General features: G+C 38.5%; 21 protein-coding genes and 1 pseudogene. 8 read left to right on the forward strand and 14 right to left on the reverse strand.

Going from position 1 to position 22,024, the window contains the following annotated elements; genetic code table 11:
* Nucleotides 1–16 precede the first annotated feature (16 nt).
* The 4 genes from BT797_RS24275 to BT797_RS11475 are packed head-to-tail and all read left to right on the forward strand — an operon-like array spanning nt 17 to nt 3,029.
* Nucleotides 17–550 (forward strand): ABC transporter permease, encoded by a 534-nt coding sequence (locus tag BT797_RS24275; protein ID WP_244534178.1) that lies wholly within the window; start codon nt 17–19, stop codon nt 548–550.
* Nucleotides 537–1,328 (forward strand): ABC transporter permease, encoded by a 792-nt coding sequence (locus BT797_RS11465; RefSeq protein ID WP_045111918.1) that lies wholly within the window; start codon nt 537–539, stop codon nt 1,326–1,328. The genes BT797_RS24275 and BT797_RS11465 overlap by 14 nt, the downstream gene beginning before the upstream one ends.
* A complete protein-coding gene (locus BT797_RS11470; protein ID WP_045111919.1) occupies nt 1,325–2,341 on the forward strand; it encodes an ABC transporter ATP-binding protein in 1,017 nt (338 codons plus the stop codon). Before BT797_RS11465 ends, BT797_RS11470 begins: the two co-directional genes overlap by 4 nt.
* 13 nt (nt 2,342–2,354) lie before the next feature.
* Entirely contained in the window at nt 2,355–3,029 is a 675-nt protein-coding gene (locus BT797_RS11475; protein ID WP_045111920.1) for an HAD family hydrolase, read from the forward strand.
* 153 nt (nt 3,030–3,182) lie between these two features.
* On the opposite strand, the gene BT797_RS11480 is transcribed toward BT797_RS11475, so the two are convergent.
* From BT797_RS11480 to BT797_RS11495, 4 genes are all read right to left on the reverse strand, one after another.
* Nucleotides 3,183–4,289: a fatty acid desaturase family protein gene (locus BT797_RS11480; RefSeq protein WP_045111921.1), complete on the reverse strand. Its 1,107-nt coding sequence runs from the start codon at nt 4,287–4,289 to the stop codon at nt 3,183–3,185.
* Nucleotides 4,290–4,299: 10 nt separating this feature from the next.
* The gene (locus BT797_RS11485) at nt 4,300–5,424 is read right to left on the reverse strand and encodes a flavin reductase family protein (RefSeq protein WP_045111922.1); all 1,125 of its coding nucleotides are present in this window, start codon (nt 5,422–5,424) and stop codon (nt 4,300–4,302) included.
* Between the two features lie 404 nt (nt 5,425–5,828).
* Nucleotides 5,829–6,641, reverse strand: coding sequence for a TauD/TfdA dioxygenase family protein (locus BT797_RS11490; protein ID WP_045111923.1), 813 nt, complete (start codon nt 6,639–6,641; stop codon nt 5,829–5,831).
* Nucleotides 6,642–6,645: 4 nt separating this feature from the next.
* Entirely contained in the window at nt 6,646–7,755 is a 1,110-nt protein-coding gene (locus BT797_RS11495; protein WP_045111924.1) for a hypothetical protein, read from the reverse strand.
* 239 nt (nt 7,756–7,994) lie between these two features.
* Here BT797_RS11495 and BT797_RS11500 point away from each other — a divergent pair, with 239 nt between their 5' ends.
* Both BT797_RS11500 and BT797_RS11505 read left to right on the forward strand, forming a co-directional pair.
* Nucleotides 7,995–8,384, forward strand: coding sequence for a diacylglycerol kinase (locus BT797_RS11500; protein WP_045111925.1), 390 nt, complete (start codon nt 7,995–7,997; stop codon nt 8,382–8,384).
* Nucleotides 8,385–8,386: 2 nt separating this feature from the next.
* A complete protein-coding gene (locus BT797_RS11505) occupies nt 8,387–10,066 on the forward strand; it encodes a phosphoethanolamine transferase (protein WP_244534179.1) in 1,680 nt (559 codons plus the stop codon).
* Nucleotides 10,067–10,119: 53 nt separating this feature from the next.
* Here the strand turns inward: BT797_RS11505 and BT797_RS11510 are convergent, their stop codons facing one another.
* From BT797_RS11510 to BT797_RS11530, 6 genes are all read right to left on the reverse strand, one after another.
* On the reverse strand, nt 10,120–11,607 hold the full coding sequence (locus BT797_RS11510) for a trypsin-like serine protease (protein ID WP_244534180.1): 1,488 nt from the start codon (nt 11,605–11,607) through the stop codon (nt 10,120–10,122).
* A complete protein-coding gene (locus tag BT797_RS24280; RefSeq protein WP_244534181.1) occupies nt 11,595–11,735 on the reverse strand; it encodes a hypothetical protein in 141 nt (46 codons plus the stop codon). The genes BT797_RS11510 and BT797_RS24280 overlap by 13 nt, the downstream gene beginning before the upstream one ends.
* Nucleotides 11,736–11,984: 249 nt before the next feature.
* The gene (locus BT797_RS11515; RefSeq protein WP_075472145.1) at nt 11,985–14,279 is read right to left on the reverse strand and encodes a putative bifunctional diguanylate cyclase/phosphodiesterase; all 2,295 of its coding nucleotides are present in this window, start codon (nt 14,277–14,279) and stop codon (nt 11,985–11,987) included.
* Nucleotides 14,276–15,154 (reverse strand): transporter substrate-binding domain-containing protein, encoded by an 879-nt coding sequence (locus BT797_RS11520; RefSeq protein ID WP_244534182.1) that lies wholly within the window; start codon nt 15,152–15,154, stop codon nt 14,276–14,278. Before BT797_RS11520 ends, BT797_RS11515 begins: the two co-directional genes overlap by 4 nt.
* Before the next feature lie 123 nt (nt 15,155–15,277).
* Nucleotides 15,278–16,678 carry an aminotransferase class V-fold PLP-dependent enzyme gene (locus BT797_RS11525; RefSeq protein ID WP_045111928.1) on the reverse strand — a complete coding sequence of 467 codons (1,401 nt, stop codon included), beginning with the start codon at nt 16,676–16,678 and terminating at the stop codon, nt 15,278–15,280.
* A gap of 293 nt (nt 16,679–16,971) precedes the next feature.
* A complete protein-coding gene (locus BT797_RS11530; RefSeq protein WP_045111929.1) occupies nt 16,972–17,319 on the reverse strand; it encodes a winged helix-turn-helix transcriptional regulator in 348 nt (115 codons plus the stop codon).
* Between the two features lie 102 nt (nt 17,320–17,421).
* Between BT797_RS11530 and BT797_RS11535 the strand changes: the two are divergent.
* Nucleotides 17,422–18,190: pseudogene (locus tag BT797_RS11535) on the forward strand (SDR family NAD(P)-dependent oxidoreductase).
* 170 nt (nt 18,191–18,360) lie between these two features.
* Here BT797_RS11535 and ykgO read toward each other — a convergent pair.
* The 3 genes from ykgO to BT797_RS11550 form a co-directional block, all read right to left on the reverse strand.
* Entirely contained in the window at nt 18,361–18,504 is a 144-nt protein-coding gene (gene ykgO, locus BT797_RS11540; protein ID WP_045111930.1) for a type B 50S ribosomal protein L36, read from the reverse strand.
* A 1-nt stretch (nt 18,505) separates the two neighbouring features.
* Nucleotides 18,506–18,766 carry a type B 50S ribosomal protein L31 gene (locus BT797_RS11545; protein WP_045111931.1) on the reverse strand — a complete coding sequence of 87 codons (261 nt, stop codon included), beginning with the start codon at nt 18,764–18,766 and terminating at the stop codon, nt 18,506–18,508.
* Nucleotides 18,767–18,968: 202 nt separating this feature from the next.
* On the reverse strand, nt 18,969–19,862 hold the full coding sequence (locus BT797_RS11550; protein WP_075472149.1) for a nuclear transport factor 2 family protein: 894 nt from the start codon (nt 19,860–19,862) through the stop codon (nt 18,969–18,971).
* Nucleotides 19,863–19,949: 87 nt separating this feature from the next.
* On the opposite strand from BT797_RS11550, the gene BT797_RS11555 reads away from it, so the two are divergent.
* Complete coding sequence (locus BT797_RS11555) at nt 19,950–20,837, forward strand: LysR family transcriptional regulator (protein WP_211705482.1); 888 nt, start codon at nt 19,950–19,952, stop codon at nt 20,835–20,837.
* Nucleotides 20,838–20,871: 34 nt separating this feature from the next.
* Here BT797_RS11555 and BT797_RS11560 read toward each other — a convergent pair whose 3' ends face one another.
* A complete protein-coding gene (locus tag BT797_RS11560; RefSeq protein ID WP_075472151.1) occupies nt 20,872–21,972 on the reverse strand; it encodes a methyl-accepting chemotaxis protein in 1,101 nt (366 codons plus the stop codon).
* Nucleotides 21,973–22,024 lie beyond the last annotated feature (52 nt).

The raw sequence follows: 22,024 nt of genomic DNA on the forward strand, positions 1-22,024 counted from the left end.
CATTTCGTTTACCAATATGGCCGCTAACTTTAGCGGTGTTCCCCTAGCCTTTGCATTTATTATTATTCTTGGTTTTAACGGGGCACTAACATTACTGCTGAAAAGATACGGCATCATTGACGATTTTAATTTATATGGTCAATGGGGACTGCTGGCCATTTATATCTACTTTCAAGTACCTCTCGCGGTACTACTGCTGTACCCGGCATTTGATGCGTTAAGTGACGATTGGCAAGCCGCATCCGCATTACTGGGCGCGAAAACATGGCAGTTCTGGCGTTACATTGCCCTGCCAGTATTATCTCCAGCCTTACTCGGTACTTTTATTATTTTGATTGCTAATGCTATGGGAGCGTACGCCAGTGTTTATGCGTTAACGACGGGTAACTACAATGTCATCACAGTACGTATTGCCAGTTTAGTGTCGGGGGATATTTTTCTGGAACCAAATCTAGCCGCCGCGATTTCAGTTTTACTCATCTTATTACTGGCGTTTATTACCATCATTAACCAACTGCTTATTGGCCGGAGTTATCATGCAAAACGTTAATTCTTCGTCGTTACATAAATTTATTGTCTATGGTACGGTGACATTATTATTCATCCCGATACTAGCAACGTTTATTTATTCTATTTCCTCTAGCTGGGGCGCAACGATTGTACCCGATGGTTTCACTACCGGTTGGTATAGCCAGTTATGGCAAGACCCGCGCTTTATTGCTGCATTTGGTCGTTCACTGTTTATCTGCATTAGCGCATTGATATTAAGTAGTGTGTTGATCATTCCAGCCATCTTTGTGGTGTTTTATTATTTTCCTAAATTAAATGGGCTGATGAATGTACTGATCTTATTACCCTTTGCCGTACCGCCAGTGGTATCGTCCGTGGGTTTACTGCAAATATATGCCGATAGTTCAATGCAGATTGTTGGTACGCCATGGATCTTAATCGGTACTTACTTCACTATTGCGCTGCCATTTATGTATCGCGCCATCGCTAACAGTTTTGAAGCGATTCATTTGGCGGATCTGATGGATGCAGCACACTTACTTGGTGCAAGTTCGGCACAAGCATTCTTTATGGTTATTTTACCTAATTTGAAGAAAGGGTTATTTGCCTCACTGTTTTTATCTTTCTCGTTCTTATTAGGTGAATTCGTATTTTCGAATATTTTGGTGGGTACACGTTATGAAACCCTGCAAATCTATTTATATAACATGCGCCAAACCAGTGGTCACTTCACCTCCCCATTAGTGATGACTTACTTTGCCTTTATCTTTCTTTTCACTTGGTTGGCCAGCCGTATTAGCCGAGGAGCACCATCATGAGTTTTGTTACTGTAAAAAATCTACAAAAAAGCTTTGGTAGTAATACCGTATTTTCAGATATTAACTTCAGTATCAAGCAAGGTGAATTTGTTACCTTACTCGGCCCCAGTGGTTGTGGTAAATCAACTTTGTTACGCAGCCTTGCTGGTCTAAATAACGTCGAAGCAGGCGAAATATGGGTGGGAGACCAAAATATTACCCATTTAGCCCCACAAAAAAGAGACATCGGCATGGTGTTTCAATCTTATGCTTTATTTCCAAATATGACGGTAGCAAATAACATTGCCTTCGGTTTAAAAATGAAAAAACTGAGCAAAAATGAAATAAGCAAACAAGTGGCTCGGGTGATTGAATTAGTCGAGCTAAAAGGCAAAGAACACCAGCATCCACATCAATTATCTGGCGGTCAAAAACAGCGAGTCACACTGGCGAGAGCATTAGTGGTACAACCAAAAATATTACTGCTTGATGAACCACTGTCAGCCTTAGATGCCCGTATTCGTAAACATTTACGTCAACAAATCTGTGATATTCAAAAAGAACTTAATCTAACCACTGTGTTTGTTACCCATGATCAAGAAGAAGCCATGACCATGTCTGATCGTATCTTTTTAATGAATGAAGGTGCTATTGTACAACAAGGCAGTGCGGAGAAAATTTATACCCAGCCACATAATGAATTTGTGGCCGGATTCATGGGTCATTATAATTTATTATCGACCCAGCAAGCCCAAGATGTGCTTAATATACAAATCAATGGCAAACTGGCGATCCGTCCGGAATCCATTTATGTACGTGAAGCGGGTCGAACTTACGGTGAGCATATTTCCGCGCCGACTCAGGGCATCATTAAAAACCATCAATTATTGGGAAATGTGATCCGCTATCAAGTAACAGTAAAAGGTTGTGATATTACTGTCGATTTACTCAACCGTTCATCAGAGCGATTATTCAAGACGGGCTCGCAGCTCGAGTTACTGTTTAATTTAAATGAATTACAACAAGTAAGTTAAGGGAATGAATACCATGAGCCAAGCATTATATATTTTTGATCTTGATGAAACCCTAATTGGTGCGGATAGCTCTGTATTGTGGCACCAATTTTTGGTCAAAAAAGGAATTATCACCGATCCAACATTTCTAATTGAAGATCAGCGTTTAATGACGCAGTATTCCGCAGGTCAATTGGATATGCCGACCTATCTCGACTTTGCAATAGCACCGCTTGCGAAACTTCCTAAAGAACAAGTCGATAGTTTGGTGGATGAATGTGTAGAAAAATATATTATGCCAACCGTATTTCCACAAGCCCTGCAACTCTTAGCACAGCTTAAGCAAGATAATATTACCACGGTATTAATATCAGCAACAGTCAGCTTTATTGTCAAAAAAGTAGCCAAAAAACTCGGCATCGAACAGGCGATGGGTATCGATCTGTTAATTGAAAATGGCCATTATTCAGCGAACGTACTCGGCGTTGCCAGCTACCGAGAAGGAAAAGTAACACGCTTAGAGTCTTGGTTAGCAGAACAAACCGAGAGCTTTGCTGATCTCTATTTTTATACTGATTCAATTAACGATCTGCCTTTATGTCTATTCAGTCAATACCCGCATGTTGTTAACCCTTGCCCGCAATTGGCCCGGTATGCTGAAACACAGCACTGGCCGCAATTGACTTGGTCACCGTTAATTAAGAAATAACAACGATCTTAGTCACAGCACAAGCTTTCATAAATAGCGCATATTCGCACTTATATTGATCGCACAAAAAAGCCTGACTATTCACACAGTCAGGCTTTTTTCGTATTTATTAATTGCCATTTAACTAGCCAGTATCACTGACCTTAATAAGCGTTAAAAGCGAGGGTAAAGTGCCGTGTTCTTACCCGTGACTTTACCGAATGGGAATGAGAAATAAATAACCCGTTGTACTACCGATGCATACTGGCTAAAGAAACTCCCCGTATTGTAAGCAATCCCGTATTTAGCTGCGATCACTTGCACTTCTTTCGACATAGCCACATAACGATGTGCAGGCACTTCAGGAAATAAATGATGCTCTACCTGGCAGCTCAAATGACCCGTTAAAATATGGAACCATCTAGGCCCAGTTAAGTTTGCCGAACCTAAAATTTGACGATAATACCAATGGCCACGAGATTCATCCTCACATTCTTTTTCCGTAAAAGTATATACTTCAGTAGGAAAGTGCCCGCAGAAAATAATCGTTGAGGTCCAAAAGTTACGCAATAAATTAGCGCATAGATTACCTAACAGTACCATCACGAAAAGCGGTCCGGCTAAGATTGGAAAGATCACGTAATCTTTTAAAATTTGGCGCGTTGATTTACTGTAAAATACTTGCTTTAAACGTTCGATATCAACATGTGACGCACGGCCTTCTTTTCTCTTACCAAAGAATACTCGTTCACCCGCCATCTCGTGAAAAGCGATCCCCCACTGAAATAAAGTACTTAATATAAGGTACGTACCGAACTGCCATAAATTTCGTAAACGCCAAGAAAAATCATCACTTAAGCGTAATAACCCGTAACCAAAGTCACGATCCTTACCAATTATATTAGTGTAAGTATGATGTTCGTAATTATGCACTCGCTTCCACGATTCCGAACTACAGGCATTATCCCATTCAAATGTTTGGGAGTTAACCGTTGGATCGTTCATCCAATCATATTGACCGTGCAGGACATTATGACCAATTTCCATGTTATCTAAGATCTTAGATGCGCTTAATAGCAGTACACCAACCCCCCAGAAGTATAACGACATAAAACCCAGTACAATACTAATTCGCCCTGCAATTTCTAACGTTCGTTGTAAACGAATAATTTTCTTAATATACCGTTCATCAACACTGCCTACTTCTTTCATAGCCCTTTCTTTCACAGCATCAAGGTCTATCGCCAGTCGTTCTAACTGCTGTTCATTTAACTTTGCCATTACGCTCTCCCTATAAATTAATAACGACGTCAGTCACTGGAACACTGATACAAGCTTGGATATCTTCTTCACCAGTATCTGAATATGTTTTAGTTTGGCTGTTATAAACCACACCGCTTACCTTCTTACACTTACACTCTTGGCAAATACCAATACGACAACCATATTTCGCAGGAACATAATTATCCTCAGCAATGGTTAATAGTGTTTTCTGATTTGCTTCATTCACAACAATGCTTTTGTTAGTAGTGATGAATGAAATTTTGCGCGCGACATTTAAATCGACATTACTGAAGCTAGCGAGACCAAATTGCTCAAGGTGTAATCCATCCAACGGCAATCCCATCTCGACTAATAATGCTTGTGTGTTATCCATCATGCTATTTGGGCCACAGATATATACATCACAATGTACTAAATCGGTTGTAATGGCGTTAATATGCGCTTGAGAGCAATGTCCATCACGTTCACTTTGTAATAATTTCAAGGTAAAGTTAGCGTGAGCCACTTCTAACGATACAAGGTTTTCTTTTAGTACATGTTGATTAGCTCGAGCATAATAAAGCAGGGTGAAATCGATTTTCGGGTTATTCACTACATGCGATAACAGTAAGCTGTGAAAAGGGGTAATACCACTGCCACCAGCAATGAATATAACCTCTTTCGTTATTTGCGTATTTCGGTTTTGTGGTATCGCCGTATTTAATACAAATTCGCCTTTGGCAGGAGAAATACCGAGTAACTCTCCTTTCTCGACCGCATTTTCCAACCAAGGCGTGATCCGCCCTTCAAATTGCTTCTTAATTGTTAAAGTGATGGTTTTATCTTGTTGTAACTGCAATACCGACGACGAAATAGTAAAAGGACGTTTAATATAACTGCCATTTTTCTTTACTTGCAGCTCAACATATTGACCAGCCTTAAATGAAAAATATTGTTCGTTCACCTTGCCTGATATCGCTAATGTTAATGAATACATATCATTATTTTCAGCCTTTATACCCACAACGCTTGCCGCATGCATATCACCCATAAGTACGGCGATCGGTTTGGTTGAAAACGGTGCGAAGTAAGCCTTGAATGTATCGTTATTAAATAACGTCAGCGATAATTTATTGGTTAGTTCATTAAGCATATAGCACTCTCCCTAAAAGTTAAATAGAGCTTACATGTGTACACTAGAATGATCTATCAATATTTGAAAAACATTCTAATTTAAACCAAAGCAAGAATAACCATTCAAAAACAACAGGATACACAAGGCGGGTGGAATAAAATTAAAATAAAACATAAACAAGTGTTAACTAATAAGTTTTTAAATTACATTTTAATTACAAATTTATATGATATTTATGAAAAGAAACCTACAATTCATATAAACAAAATGCTAAAAATAAAATACATCGGAGCCACAACAAAATGTTGAACTAACTTAAATTAAAGTACTGGAATCGATGGGAAATGAAGTTTATCTATACAATGTATTAGGACAAGGGCAGGTTATTTATCCGACATCATTACAAGGCCGCTATAAAACGATCACGAGACTGTTACACGGTGTAATTTACGAGGGCTATCGGCATAATCAATAACCGCATAATGCTGAGTACTACGGTTATCCCAAATAGCTAATGAATTTGACTGCCACTTAAAACGAACCTGATACTCAGGTTGTCTTGCCATTGTAAATAGTTTCGCTAATAACGCATTACTGTCATCACAATTCATACCTATAATATAACGGGTGAACTGCTCGTTAATAAATAATATTTCTTCATCTGTATCAGGGTTGCGTGTTATTACAGGGTGCGATACAGGCGGATTTAGTGCAGATACTGCCATCACCTCTTTTTGCCAATCCTCGGTGATATCTCTCGATTCAATACCATCAAAAGCAAATAATGCATGCATGGAGGATAATGTTCGCAGCAGCACTTTATCTCGTTCAGGTAAATCCCGAAATACAGCGCTCATCGAACACCACAAAGTATCACCACCGCAAGAAGGCACATGTTGCGCGTGAAGAATAGACGCTTTAGAAGGTTTCTCTCGCCAGGTTAAATCAGTATGCCAAAAACTTTCTAATGGTGGTTTACCGCTAACGGTTTCAATAATACTGACTTGTGGTGCTTGCTCTACATGGGGGAAAAAAGGATGTACAGGCTCTAATTCCCCAAAACGGGCGGCAATGGTTAAATGTTGCTGCGGTGAAAATTTTTGCTCACGAAAGAAGATCACTTGATGGGTAAACCAAGCTTGATACACAGTTTCAAACGTACTGTCATTACAATTGGCTAAATCAACGTCATGGAGCAACGCCCCAATATGAGGAGTAAGCAATTCAATTTTCATGATACTACTCGGTAGCAGTCTTGGAAATAATATCTAAATCTGTAATAGCCGCATTGTTTGTTAAGGTATCCGTTTCTGTCAGTCCCAATTTGACCTTTTCTGTTAAGGTAATAATTAGCTGTGCTTGCTCATTATTAAGGGCTTGTTGCTGTTCGAATTTATTATGCAATGCATCATGAAAATACGCAATTTGCTCAACATAAGTTAGGCTAGAAATATCTTCTGAGAATAAATTAAATGCCGCAGTTGCAATCGCATCGCGGTAGCGTAACGCGATCATTTCACTGTCAGAACGATCAACACTGTTGATCCACTTTACTTCTGTAGTGACGTTGTTGGCGCGACGTAAATCATCTTCCACTTTAGTCACTATATTTTCGATAATATCTTGGTTTCGCGGAGCAAGCATAATCGCATCATTCAACTGCTGCACGCTCTGTTGTATTTGAGCATATGTTTGTGGGATCAGGTCTTGATCCATTTTTTTCATTTTCTTTACCAATGGCGTGTAGTAATTACTTTTAACAATTCGGATCTCAAGTTTTAATAAACGCGCTTGCACTGCCATACTGCGTTTTTCATAACCATCAGTTGAATCATCATCTTCAATATCAGCAATTAAATCAGCCGTACTTTCATTAATATCATTTAATGAATTTTGCCATTGCCCATGAACTTGTGGTGACAAATATTCAATGTCAGCTAACTGCTGTGCTAAAAATACCGATACCAGTTGTTTAATACGCACGGCTTTATCTAATGATGTTTGCGCGTCTTCAATTTTATCGATTACTTTACTTTCCGAAGGTCCACCAAAAAAACCTTGGTCATTGGGATCAAATCTAGCGACCAGTGTACGCATCGTTCGGACATCGGAGTTTACATCTCCCCAGCTATCTGGTGCAAAGTAAACATAGTTCTGTTCTTTTGCTTCTTGGTATTGCTGCTCAACATGTTCAGCTAGGGCTTTGACTTTCTGTATCGCCAACGTAGCCTCATCCATAACTTCAACATCATTGGTATTATGAACATTTTGTTGCGTTGATTCAGTCGACGCACAGCCTGATAATCCAGCAGCCGATATAATGATCGCTGCACACAGGGTTTTCTTCATTTTGTTCATCCAATACATTATGTTGTCATAAACCTCGATACTACCGAACACACAGCAAGGTAACAATACAAAAACATTAAATGTGTGCCAGTGATAAAATTGTAACCACTATATTTCTTACATTTCTCTACATCCTCTTACATCCGTTGACACCTTCTTACTATGCCTTACAACATATCCCCCTGCCACTGTGTTCTAATTTAGATAATTGTTTCAATTAGATTAAGATGGATGAATAAATGAATCAGACTGATGTGATAAGCAACGCAGGAAAGCCCGGATATACAGGATTAACGCGAATTATCAAAGCCACCGGATATTCATGGCAAGGCTTACGAGCTGCATTCAAATACGAATCGGCAATCAGGCAAGAATTGCTATTACTGATCATTTTCACGCCCATAGCCCTGCTATTAGACATCACTAATATTGAAAAAATACTGCTTGTGGCATCACTGGTACTCGTACTCATTGTTGAATTATTAAATTCTGCCATTGAAGCAATTGTAGATAGAATAGGCACTGAACATCACGAATTAAGTGGCCGCGCTAAAGACATAGGCTCAGCAGCCGTGTTTGTTACCTTGTGCTTAGCTGTATTCACTTGGTTTATGATAGTGATGCTATAAAGATGAAGAACATATTCAACGCTCAACACAATCGTACATTTTCGAATATTAATATTAGCGTCAAAACATTACGTAATTTTCGTATTGATATCAGTATGACCAAATTCTTATTGCTGTATTCGTTATATTTCGGCTTCGTGCTTAATACGCCTATCACCTCGCGTTTAATTGAAATCACGGCAGATACTAGCAGTTGGTTATTTGTTTATACTGCGCCCGTATTATTAAGTTGTGCGTTTATCATTATTTTTTCGTTATTTGCGATCCCTTATTTTGCCAAGCCATTCTTTATTTTTGTACTCGTATCTTCCGCAGCAGCTTGTTATGCAACATCAAAATATGGTGTGCTATTTGACTATTCAATGATTGAAAATGTGATTGAAACTAATTCGAGTGAAATGTCGTCATATGTCAATTTAAGTTCGTCCAGCTATCTGTTGTTTGTTGGTATTATTCCAGCCATATTAATCGCCTTCATTCGATTTAACACCCAAGAGCCGTTACTCAAGCGTGCTTTTAAAAGGTTGATATTGGTTATTTCAGCCATTCTCATATTACTCTTAATCGCCGCCTGTTTTTATAAAAGTTATGCCTCTGTCGGCCCTAATAATTCTTACCTAAATAAAATGATTGTACCTGCACATATTTTTAATAGTGTTAAATACCTAAAGAAAGAAGTGTTTACCGAAAAGCTAGCTTATAAAGCGCAAGGAACAGATGCAGTACTACCAGCAGCAGTCAATGGTAAACCAACGCTAATGGTGTTAATTGTGGGTGAAACCGCACGTTCAATGAACATTGGTTACAATGGCTATACACGTAATACCAACCCTTATACTCAAAATATGGGCATTATCTCATTCCAAGATGTGTCATCTTGTGGCACGGCAACAGCACATTCATTACCTTGCATGTTTTCAAACCTAAACCGTAATAACTATGATAAAAATCGGGCGAACAGCCAAGATAACGTACTTGATGTATTGACACATGCAGGCATAGATACGTTATGGAAAGATAATGATGGTGGAGATAAGTCAGTAGCAAAAAATATTAAAAAAATAACAATAGATGCCAGCCAATATGCTGATGTATGTAATGGTTCCACCTGTTATGACGAAGCCATGCTAAAGTCATTTGATGATGAAATCGCCAACATGAAAGAAAATAAATTAATAGCCATGCATATGATCGGCAGTCATGGTCCGACCTATTGGTTAAGATACCCACAACAAAAAGAGTTGTTTACTCCATCATGTAATCAGAGTGATATTGAAAATTGTAGCGACGAAAAAATCGTTAACGTCTATGATAATACGATCGCCTATACCGATTACGTGATCGCAGAAACGATTAAGAAATTACAGCGCTATTCAGCTGATTATAACGTTGCTTTAATGTATATTTCCGATCACGGCGAATCATTGGGTGAGAAAGGCTTATATTTGCATGGAACTCCTTACTCATTTGCCCCAGAGGAACAAACTCAAGTACCATTTTTCATGTGGCTACCGCAACAATATGCTGACGCAAAGGGCATTAATAAACGCTGCTTAATGGAAAAAGCAAAAACAGAAACCTTCTCTCACGATAATTTATTCCACACTTTACTTGGATTCTATGGTGTCGAAAGTAACGTGATAAACCCGCGTTTAGATATTACCGCAAGCTGTCGTTTGTAAGTAATAAGTGACCCAACTAATAGTTGGGTCATCATTTACAACGGACTAAGTTATTATACTAGCCGTCTTCTAAATAACGCTAACATGCTTAAAACAAGTAAAGTAATCCAATTAATAGCGCCGCCGCTACCAGCAGAACTTCTATTAGTCGAATTACCATCAGGTCTAGTAGACTCTCCTGTAGACTCGCCAAATGCCGAGTGAGTTAAATTACTGATAGTAATTCGGTCATCGCCATACGAATTATATGAAGATTTTCTATACTCAAACACAACTGTATTATTATCTCTAGATAAGCCAATAGTAAATTTATCGGACTCAATACCACTAACTCTGCGATGTAAATGACCATTAATATATATGTTAAAATAATCATCGTATTCTTGGATTGAGATATCGCCATTGAAAGATAACTTCCCAGCAACTAATCCCGTAATCGCTAATTGTGAGTACTCATTGTTACCCAATACTGGAGATTCAATTGAGTGACCATTGTTAAACCATGAATTTGCAGAAGAATATATACCACTGTTCGTAACAGAAATCATATTACTAACACTTGAAGACGCAGTTTCAATACCAATATATGACACAGCCATATCAAAGTGAGATGCTTGCGCATAATCGGTCGATATACTCACCGACACGTTACCAAAATCTAACGCACTAACAGTGTAATTAATCGTCACGGCGCAACTGGCATTAACAGCAATCTCAGAACAAGTATTCGAAGTTATTGAAGCGCTAACTCCTTGTATCGTAGAGTCTAGCGTTCTAATCACTTGTTCTGTATTATTTTGAAGAGTAAAAGTATGCGAATAAGCACCCAGACGTTTAGCCCCAACAAATTCTGATTGACGATAGCTGAATCCTTGCATTTTTCCTGAAATCCAGTCTGAGAAATGGCTTACATTAGCATAAACACCGTAATTTCCGGCTTCTGCACACCCATCCCCCCAGCTCACAATACCAAGTTGTTCATATCCGTTAGCACTGGCAACAACGATTGGCCCACCACTGTCACCCTGACAAGAATCATAACCACCATCAAGGTATCCAGCACAAAATGCATTATCTTTTAAGCTGACACCACCAGGACATAGCGCTTGTTCGACTAGCGGTACATCAACTTGGTATAACTCATTCTTAAATTTCATGTTATCTAAGCCTGGCTTTGGGTCTTGATCTCCCCACCCCATCACAGTTAATACTTTACCTACTGGTAGGCTGTTACGTAAATGCCTATCAGCCAAATTAACGGCTGTATAATTTATCTCGCGCTCAAGTTCTAAAATTGCAATGTCATTACCAGCAGTTGCCTTCCAATAATCTTCGTGAACATAAACTTCTTTAACACTATATCGACGTGCTGCTGCATCATTCTGAGCGAGATCTGAAATACCAATAACGGCATCAAAATCTTGCCCTTCTTTGCTGTCGACACAATGCGCAGCAGTTAATATATAGCGCCCACCTAAAAAGCTAGCCCCACAAAATTGGCCACTATATACGTCTCTATTTTTAGAGACTAAAGCCACCATAAATGGCCAGCTCCCACGGCCACTTTTTCTCCATTAATGATTTTTGGATCCATGTTTTCTGTAGCATGAACCTGACTTAGCGATATCAGCGCTAAAATCAACAATAAAAATATTTTATTTAAATGCATTACCTAGTCCTTGGATTAACTGTTAACCGTTGATTATATTGATAATTAACAACAATACATTATAATTAGTTAAAATACTCTAACGACACCGCAACATTTCAATCTAGGCGGAAAATAAACATGTACATATATGATTATAATCTCGTTTTATGATTGAAATTGCGTATGTTTTGTATAAACCAATAATTCATTAATAAAGCACAACGCGATATTAATCGTCCTTTTAATTGTCTACACCAAATCCTACTTTTATTGATGTAATAACAATTCAAACTCTTTAGCCGGTACTGGTTTGCTATAAAAATAACCTTGCCCATATTCACAGTTCATTGTTCTCAAATAGTCCGCATGCCATTGATCTTCAATTCCCTCTGCGACCACCTTTAAGTTAAGTGCTTTCGCCATCGCAATAATCGCATTTACCAGCTCACGATCGGAATCACTACCCTGCATATTTTTCAGAAAAGCACGGTCAATTTTTAGCTTATCAAAGGGAAATTTTTGTAAATAACTCAGTGCCGAATAACCCGTACCAAAATCATCAATCGAGAGCTGAACACCCATAGTTTGAAGCCTATTAAGTAAGGTCACGACTTCTTCATTATGATTAAACAGCAAGCTTTCGGTGATCTCAATATCCAACTTATCCGCAGGTAAGCCAGATTGTATTAATCCAGTATTAATTTGCTCGAACAGCTTATCGCAAAACCTAAATTGAACACTCGAAAAATTAATAGCAATATGTAACGGCGTGATCTTTTGCCATTCAGCGGCCTGCATACAGGCTTTGTTAATCGCAAATTCACCAAGTAAGTGTATTAAGCCATTTTTCTCAGCTAAAAGAATAAATTCATCCGGTGGTATAAAACCAAACTCGATATCATGCCAACGCATCAAGGCTTCTGCACCAATAATCTTGTTGGATGCTAACTCAATAATCGGCTGATAGTAAATTTCGAGTTCATCGCGCGCAAGCGCTTGACGTAATCGCCCATCGAGATCTAACGTGCGCTGTAAATCAGCGCTCATCGCCGCATTATAAAAACTAAAGGTATTACGCCCATCTTGTTTGGCTCGATACATGGCGGTATCAGCTCTGGCAAGTAACTGTTGTACATTATGACCGTCTTGAGGATATGCCGACATGCCAATACTAGTGGAGATAAACAACTCCTGGTTTTCCCAAATAAAAGGAGCATCAAATAACGACAACACCCTAGCCGCTAAGTATGTTGCCGAGTCCAAGCTTTTCAGTTCCGGGATAACTAATAAGAATTCATCGCCACCTAAACGGGCGAGAACGTCGGCATCACGTATAGAATCCAGTAATCTTTCGGTACTCTGCATCAAAATCTGATCGCCAGCAGAGTGCCCCAAGGTATCATTAATCTGTTTAAAATTATCAAGATCAATAAACATGACTAATACGTTAGTATTCGATCTTTTTGCTCTTATTAATTCTTGATCCAAGCTGTCATTACCACAATTTCGATTGGGTAACCCAGTCAACGCATCGTGCGAGGCTTGATAAGCCAATTCTTGTTCTGAAGCCTTTCTTTTTTCAATCTCTTCAATTAACAATTGATTTTGAGTCGATAAGATCCGTCGTTGTTTATAACTTTCTTCAAATTTAGTTCTTAAAATAACATTTGCGTTATTAATCATGAATGTATATAAAAGTCCAAACACAACAGGCACAGCAAGAAAAGACAGACCGGCGATAAACCAACCCGAAGTGAAAATTTCTTTTTCATTGACGGGTTCAAACCAACTTCTTAATTTAAAAGGTGTATTTTCAATCTCCATTTCAAAATAAATTTTATTCGCGAGCACGTTTTTATCATCAGCTTGTAGTTTCGTTGTTAATGAATCCCAGATAAAAATATCACCGTCGGCTGTAATTAAATCCATGCGGCTTCGACTATCAGCATCCTCCTGTGCCGTCAATTGTGAAATGATTACTTTCCTATTCAAATCCGCCACCAAAAACGCAACCGGTTTACCTGCGTATTGAACTCGTTTAACCAGTTGAATATAAGGACTCTTACCATCTTGAACTATACGAATAGTCAAACTCTGTTCGTGAATATGTGGCATGTTGACCTTATCGAACGCGGTATCAGGGTTCTTTTCGGTATCAGCAATAACAGTGCCATCATAATCAACAAGTACCAAACGTTGATAAACCGATTGTTGACTAATTTCAGTATTATCGATGAGGCTGTTCAGTTCCCTATTAAGGTTGAATAAACTCGCTCCTAAGCCATATTGCATTGACATGCCTGATGCCAAATTAGCAAAATAAGTCAACATTGATTTATCATTAGCAAGATTTGCTAACTCATCATTTGTCACATTGAAAAAATATTCCAACATATTGGTGTAACTTTGTACTTTAAGATTAAGTTCTCGTTGCTGTGACTCTTTCAATCGTGTCTGGCCAAAATTGGTTACAGCCAAAATAGACACTAAATACGCTGCAAGTAATACCGCAGCAATAATAATTAAACGGCTACTGGATAATTTACGCTTCAACTTTATCATCGACCTAACTTATTGCTGTGGTTAAAATAATCGCGATAGAAATAAGAAACTGATGGATAGTATTTCTCAACTAATTGCAGATAAGCCCCATCTTTTTTTATGTCATCTAAATATTGATCAAACGCTTTACGTAGCTCTGGCGAACTTTTTCTAAAGACAGCCCCCATTCTTTGTTCTTTTGACACTGGCCCTATCACTTTTATTTCACCGGGCCACTTTTCTAGCGCAATTAAGGTATCAGCAACATCAAGTAAGGTACTTTCGGCATCCTTATTTAGGATCGCCGGAACCATTTCATTCAAGCTACGTTCAGTCGCGGGTAATATGATATTGGCACCCGTGCTATAAAGATTATATAAATTAGGGTCTAGACAGGAATGTTCCATCGCTAACACATCTCTGCCATTAATAAGTTCCTTCACTTTCTTAATGTCTTTATCAATAGAGTTAGTTGGGTGAATAGGTTGTAGATCTGAATCTGAACGTGCCACGAGCCATACTGCTGAGGGGAAATAATCATTTGAAAAATCGGCTAGTTCAGCACGCCAATCTAAAATAGTGACACCATTAGCAATGATATCGCCTTCTATTGCGCATTCATCGCCAATTAGGGTTTGATTGTTTTGGAACTGCGCATGTTGACCGGTTAATTTTCCTATCACATTGTTCCATTTTGCTGGCACATATTGGTACTCAACACCCAGAGATTCCGCAAAACCTTTCACGAGTTCTACATCCAATCCGCTTAACAATTCAAAGTCATCTTTTTTAATATAAGACACAAAATTTGCGTAAGGTACGCCAATATGACGTAGCACACCTTGTTTTTTTATCTCTTGTAAATCAATAGCCAAGACACCTTTACTAAAAATCATGGCTGAACCTATAAACAAAATATTATTTATCGTATTTTTAAATTTTGTAACTCTCATCGATATACTCTATCTAATCGGCTCTAATTTAAAGAGAGCGCCCAGTTTAACTGGACGCCTAAGATATTAAGCCATGCGTCTATATAGTTTCTTAATCGCGTTGACTAAACCTCTCACATCCTTTTCATCATGGAAAAGATGCGTCGAAATTCTTAGAGCATAAGAATTAGTGGTATCTTCTTTATACAACTTAAAATTAGTTGTGCGAATAATGTAGCCGTAGTGGTTACGCAGCCGATCTCTAAACTCAGTCAGTCGCTCACCATCTTCTAATTCAAATGGGTTAAATGTCGTTAAACCACTCGCCAGCGACTCAACGTTTGGAGAAAAGATATACGCATTAGGCAACGCCTCTGCCAATAATGATTTGCACAATGCGCTTAAATCTAACACGCGTTTTTCAATACGTGCTCGACCAATGTCATCCCACATTTTACAGCTATCAACCAAGGCTTGTTTCGCAGGGTAATTATCATTACCTATGTACTGCATTTGATAACAAAGGTAATCAGCATGCGATAATGATGAATTAATAATCCAAAGCGGATTAATACGGTCACTCCAGTATTCATTTAAACGTTGTGCATTATCACGTACATATAAAATACCGGTTGCGCCTGGCCCACATTGCCACTTATGACCAGAGCCAGCATAAAAATCACAATCTATATCGTGAAAATCCAAATCAAGCATACCGATCGAATGCGCACCATCGACGAGTGTTGGTACGGCATATTGCGTTGCTAATTCACAAATGCGTTTTGCTGGCAGCTTAGTACCGGTTTTGTAGGTAATATGAGAGAAAACCATAAGACGAACATTCGGGTTTTCATTTAATGCGGTTCGGAATGCTTCAACATAATCCTCTTCAGTCACGGTTTCAAAACCAGTGTAAACTGGAAGCTGAACTTCCACTATTTTCACTCCGAAACGTTGTTTAGCAACATTCATTGGCGTTGTAGCAGCCATATGCTCATGGTGCGTAGTCAGAATAACGTCACCTTCTTCAAAGTGAAGGCCATTGATAATAGAACATATGCCATCAGTGGTATTACGGCTCAACACTATCTCATGGTGTTCAGCGCCAAACCCCGATGCTACATCAGTCATCATCTCTAGCATATATGGCCAAGAACCAAACCGATCATCCATATCCCATGGGTATTTCGCCACAGCTTTATTATTATGATTAAGCCCTGCGAGTACATGTCTTGGCATTGAGCCTGTTGTACCCACATTCATGTAGGTTGTTCTTTTATCTAACACAAACTGTTTCTGAACTTTATTCCAAAACTTTCTGTTATGTCTATTATGTGTATGCGGCAACCAATCAGGATCTAATTCTGATGCACTCGCTGTATTTGCAAGTACTGAACCACCAAGCCCTACAACCGCCACACTGGCCGCTGTACTTTTAAGAAATTTACGACGATTAAGACTTTTAGGCCCTTGCTCTATATTGTTCATCCACTTAATTCCTTGTTAAAACATTAATACAGACACAGTTAATAATACTTACCATAAGTATTATTAACAGAATTCAGCGCTATGTTATTCGAAAATATAGATATGTTAAATCATCGAGATCAAATTATTGTGGTTTATCCACAAGCGGTTAAGGTTCACTCTATTTATTGAACACCAGATAAACATAGCCGTAGCATTGACGTCTATGTTTAGGCATCACATATGCAGAGATAGTAGATTCATTTATGTTGAATAATGCCAAAGAAGACAGTACTCAATAATAGCGGCTAGAATCAAGTACTGTATTTGTTATCAATTTCATCTTGTAAAGTGTCGAGCTGCGTCAAAACATCAAGAAATTTATAACCAAATTCCGTTACATGATATTCAACTCTCGGAGGTAATTCGTTGTAGACAACTTTATCTAAGATACCAAATTCAACATTTCGTTTTAAACATTGATTTAATACTTTAGTGCTTAAGCCTTCCACATTACGTACCATTTCACCCGGGCGGTTAATGTTATTAGCCAGTAACTGATAGACAGTCAATGACCATTTACAGCCATAAATACTTTCGACCATTCTTGCGCTATTTTCCGGTGTAGTTTTTCTTACAAATATTTTTTCGTTATTATTCATAAAGATGTACCAATAAGTACCTAGGTAACCAATTTGTACTTACTATTAAATAAGTGAGTTAACACCTAAGATTACCACATACAAAATCTTAGGAGAAAGAAAATGACATTTACTCAATCAGGTATAGCTCTCATCATTGGTGGCACAAGTGGCATGGGATTTGAAACAGCAAAACAACTTGTAACTCAACGTATTCCCGTTGCAATTGTTGGTAATAATATCGACAAACTAGACGCTGCAGTTTCTGAACTTAGTCAAATCGGAGACGTTACAGGCATTCAATTAAACCTCTATGACCAAGACAGTGTCGCGCAATTTATTAACAATATAACCAAGCAGGATAAAAACATCGGTTACCTTGTTAATGCCGCGGGTTACTTTAATCCAAAACCGTTTATCGATCATACCGAGCAAGACTACGATCAGTACCACGAATTAAACAAAGCAACATTTAAAATCACCCAAGCAGTGACTAAAAAAATGATCACAAATGGTGGTGGTAATGTGGTTAATATCGGTTCTATGTGGGGAAAACAAGCAATTAAAGCCACACCTTCTTCTGCGTACTCGATGGCAAAAGCAGGGTTACACGCCTTAACTCAACATATGGCAATGGAATTGGCCGAACATAATATTCGCGTTAATGCAGTATCGCCTGCAGTAGTAAAAACACCAATATATGAGACATTTATCAGTCCTGAAGATATGGATGCGACATTAGCAAGTTTTAACGCATTCAACCCAATCGGTCGTGTAGGTACACCAGAAGATATTGCCAACAGTATTTGTTTCTTACTATCAGATCAATCAAGCTGGGTAACAGGTGCAATCTGGGATGTCGACGGGGGGGGTTATTGCAGGTCGTAATTAAAATATAACAAAGCCTCAATATAGGTTGAGGCTTTGTTATTTAGATATGTATGCCAAGGACAAACTTGAGCGACCACTCCTTTGGAAGAGGATTTTTAATTCCTTAGCCCCTTACAGTAGTTCTAAATCTTTTAATCTGGTTAGATGACTTGCTGTCAGTGGTGTTAAGGTTCAAGATCGTTTTTTGGTGCCGCCCTGAACAGCTTTGAACCTAGGGTTGGCTTTGCAGATAACATAAACACGACCACGACGTTTCACAATCTGGCAATCAGGGTGTCTCTGCTTAGCACTTTTAAGTGAGCTTAAAACCTTCATATCAAACCTCCTTTTGGCTCTTTAATCCACCAAATCGGCGATTAAACTGTGCCACACGACCATCACTATGGATCGTTTTTTGTTTACCCGTATAAAAAGGATGTGATTCACTTGATACATCCAGTGGCACATAAGGATATGTTGTACCGTCAATTTCTACCGTTCTATTCGCTTTCAACGTTGAACCGACTATAAAATATTTATCTGCTGCTATATCGTGAAAAGCGACTTTTTGATAATCCGGGTGGATGCCTTGTTTCATTATTGCCTCGAGGTTATGTTATAACATAACACTTAGTTTACTCAATTATTAATGAGAATCAATAACAATTAGGATTAATCTACATTTATGTCCATTAAATTTATTAAACATACCTCTATCCCACTGACATATAACCACGACCATTCGAAATCCTGAGTTAGAATTTAAAATAGTCGTGTATATAAACCTGTTCAAGAAAAGTCTATTTTTTAGAGTAACCAAAGATATCATTGTCGTTATTAGACTTACCGCTAACTTTTTCTTCTATATCCCAATGCTCTACTATTTTTCCTTCGTCATTAAAGCGAAAAATATCGATGTAGCCTGTGCCTAGGTCACTTTTAATATCGAGGTTAGTTTGGCGTGAATGAACGAGAACCATATCGCCCATCGCTATCGTTTTAGCTATCTCCGTTTTTAAACGAACACCGTCAGAGGCCAAGCTTTTCAAATAATCAACAAGCGCTTTCGGACCATCTGCAACATAGGGGTTATGTTGGATATACTGCTCGGCAACAAAATTATCAACAGCAGATACATTTGATGGATTATTAAAGGACGCTAATAGTGCCAGTGAACGTTCTCTGTTTTGCTCTTTGTTCTGTCGCGAATATATATCAGCGTCAGGACCTTGATACATCGTATTTTTATTCGCTGATTCTGTAGGCACCTTCTGATAATGGTCCCAGTGCTCGACTAACGTCCCTTTTTCTGTACGCCAAATATCGATATAGACATACACATCGCCACTGGTTGCCGTCCATGCTGAATGAATTGCAACATAAGGACCTTCTGCGATAGTACGCAAAATTTCTACCTTAACACCTGGATCATTCGTCAACTCTAGCGCCACGGCTGAAATTAGCTGTGCAGGACCGTCACCATAGGCGGGAGCGTGCTGCAAGTATGTTTCACCTACATATCGAGAGAAATTATTAAGGTTTCGATACTTAATGACATCGAAATAAAATCCCTGCGCTATTTCAACAGACTGTTCTGTCTGTTCGTCTATCATCTTGATTTGAGCAAAGCTCGGCACCGCTAGCAATAATCCCAAACTAAGTGTCGCTGTAACTAAAGTACGTTTTAATATCATTGTGAAATATCCATCTGTTGTTGTGAGATTAAAACGATTATGATTAGTCACATTGGATTAATAAATATCATGAGTTAAATACCAGCTATGAAAAAAATCGATTACACGTCCTTAGATGTGCGCTTACTACGTATGTTTATCAGCGTTTATGACTGCCAATCAGTGACGAAAGCGGCTGCGACATTAGAATTAACACAATCAACTGTTAGTCACGGTCTTAATCAATTGCGCCAGATAGTACAAGATGATTTGTTCGTACAATCAGGTAGAAGTATTACCGCGACACCAAAAGCAGATGTACTGATAGATAAAGCACGTGAGATTGTCGTCGCAATGCAAGATTTCGCCACCCCTGAACAATATAATCCCATGCTAGATACTTCTACCTTTACCATCGCAGCTAGCGATTATGAGATAGAAACCATTATCAAACCGTTACTTAAAAAACTTCGGGTACAAGCACCATTGAGTACATTGCACATTGCCCCTGCACGAACACAATCTCAGTGGGCAAGTTTATTGCGTTCAGGAGAGGTTGATCTAGTGCTATCTCCAACCTTAGATAGCAGTGAACTCGATCTAGTACAAACAACACTATTCAGTGATAGAGAAGTGTGTTTTTACGATCCCGAGTATCAGAGAGCCCCAAAAACATTAGCGCAATACTGTCAATTACCGCATGCCATAATGTCATTTAATAACTCGCAGAAAACAGATATTGATATGGACTTGCAACGTTTAGGTGCAAACCGAAAAATTGTGGCTAGTGCACCAAGTTTTAGCGCCCTAGCCTCTTTAATTAAAGGCACTGATATTATAGTGACAATGCCCTCAAAACTATCGAAATCATTATTCAAAGAATTCGCGCAGACCCCAGCACCTTTTGAAGTATCTCCTTTTGAAATAGTAAAAATTTGGCATACCCGTAATCGTAATTCACAACGCCATATTTGGTTAAAAAATTTAATTGAATAAACAGGACTGGGACCGAAAAGTGCCGGGTATAAGGTTAGGTAGAATGAGACCAAGTACTTGATAGATCATCAAGATAGTTCATCACCATTTTGCTCGCTTCTTCCATAGCGAGTAAATGTTCAATTGCCCGTTTTTTTTCACCGTTAAATATTAAGCTTAAAGCTTCAACTCCGTTTTTATGCACTTCTCGATGTGGTTCATCTAGCTTTCTAAACGGTGATGTATTGCCATAAATTTCAGCCCCCACACTTTGATACCATTTGCCTAATCGGCACATAGTATGGTCTGTAAAGTCATCAATTGACTTATTACTAACACCCGATGCAACGGCATAAATCTCTCCCTTCCAAACAATATGATCTAATTTCACAGTCTGAATAAAAGTGCGTAATGAAGCATGGTTAATTGTTTGGTTCATTGAAGTGCAGTGGGTCACAATCGAAGTGTAATCATCATTTAATTTCTCGACACCTCCTGATAATTGACTATTACTATTTTGGATATCATTTACTGAACCAACAGTCTCAGACGTCGATTCAATAATACCATTCACTAATTCAGCTACCTCGCTTGCAGATGAATTGGTATTATTGGCTAATGCTCTAACTTCATCAGCCACAACACTAAATCCTCTTCCAGCATCGCCAGCACGTGCAGCTTCTATGGCAGCATTCAGCGCAAGTAAATTAGTTTGGTCCGAAATCTTTGAGATTGTCGAAACGAACGCACTTATACTCGCGGCCATTTTTGACAGTCCAGAAATATTATCTGTCATCCCCATCATTTTATGGGTTAAGTCTTGCATTTCAGAAACGATATGCTTTAAAGAATGGCTTGAAACATCAAGTAACTCTTTAATATTGTCACTCGATTGATTCTCTAACTCAATTGCTTGATATGAAGACAATACGGTTTCCCTAACCCCTTCGACATGGTTGATACACTCAATAGTACATTTCAGAAGCATATGTTTAAATTCGATATCAGGATTATTCAATGCTTTATCCAATTGCTCAGATAGTCCTTGGTTTTTTAATTCCAAATTTCTATTTTGCAATTTTAAATCATTAACTTGATCCTTCAAGTCTCCATTTTCTTGAAACATAACACTATATTTTGATTGTAAAACAAACATCCGAACCCCAAAAAATATATCGTAAAACCACAAAATACTCCTTATTACATAT

This window comes from Moritella viscosa, assembly GCF_900120065.1.
GTDB lineage: Bacteria > Pseudomonadota > Gammaproteobacteria > Enterobacterales > Moritellaceae > Moritella > Moritella viscosa.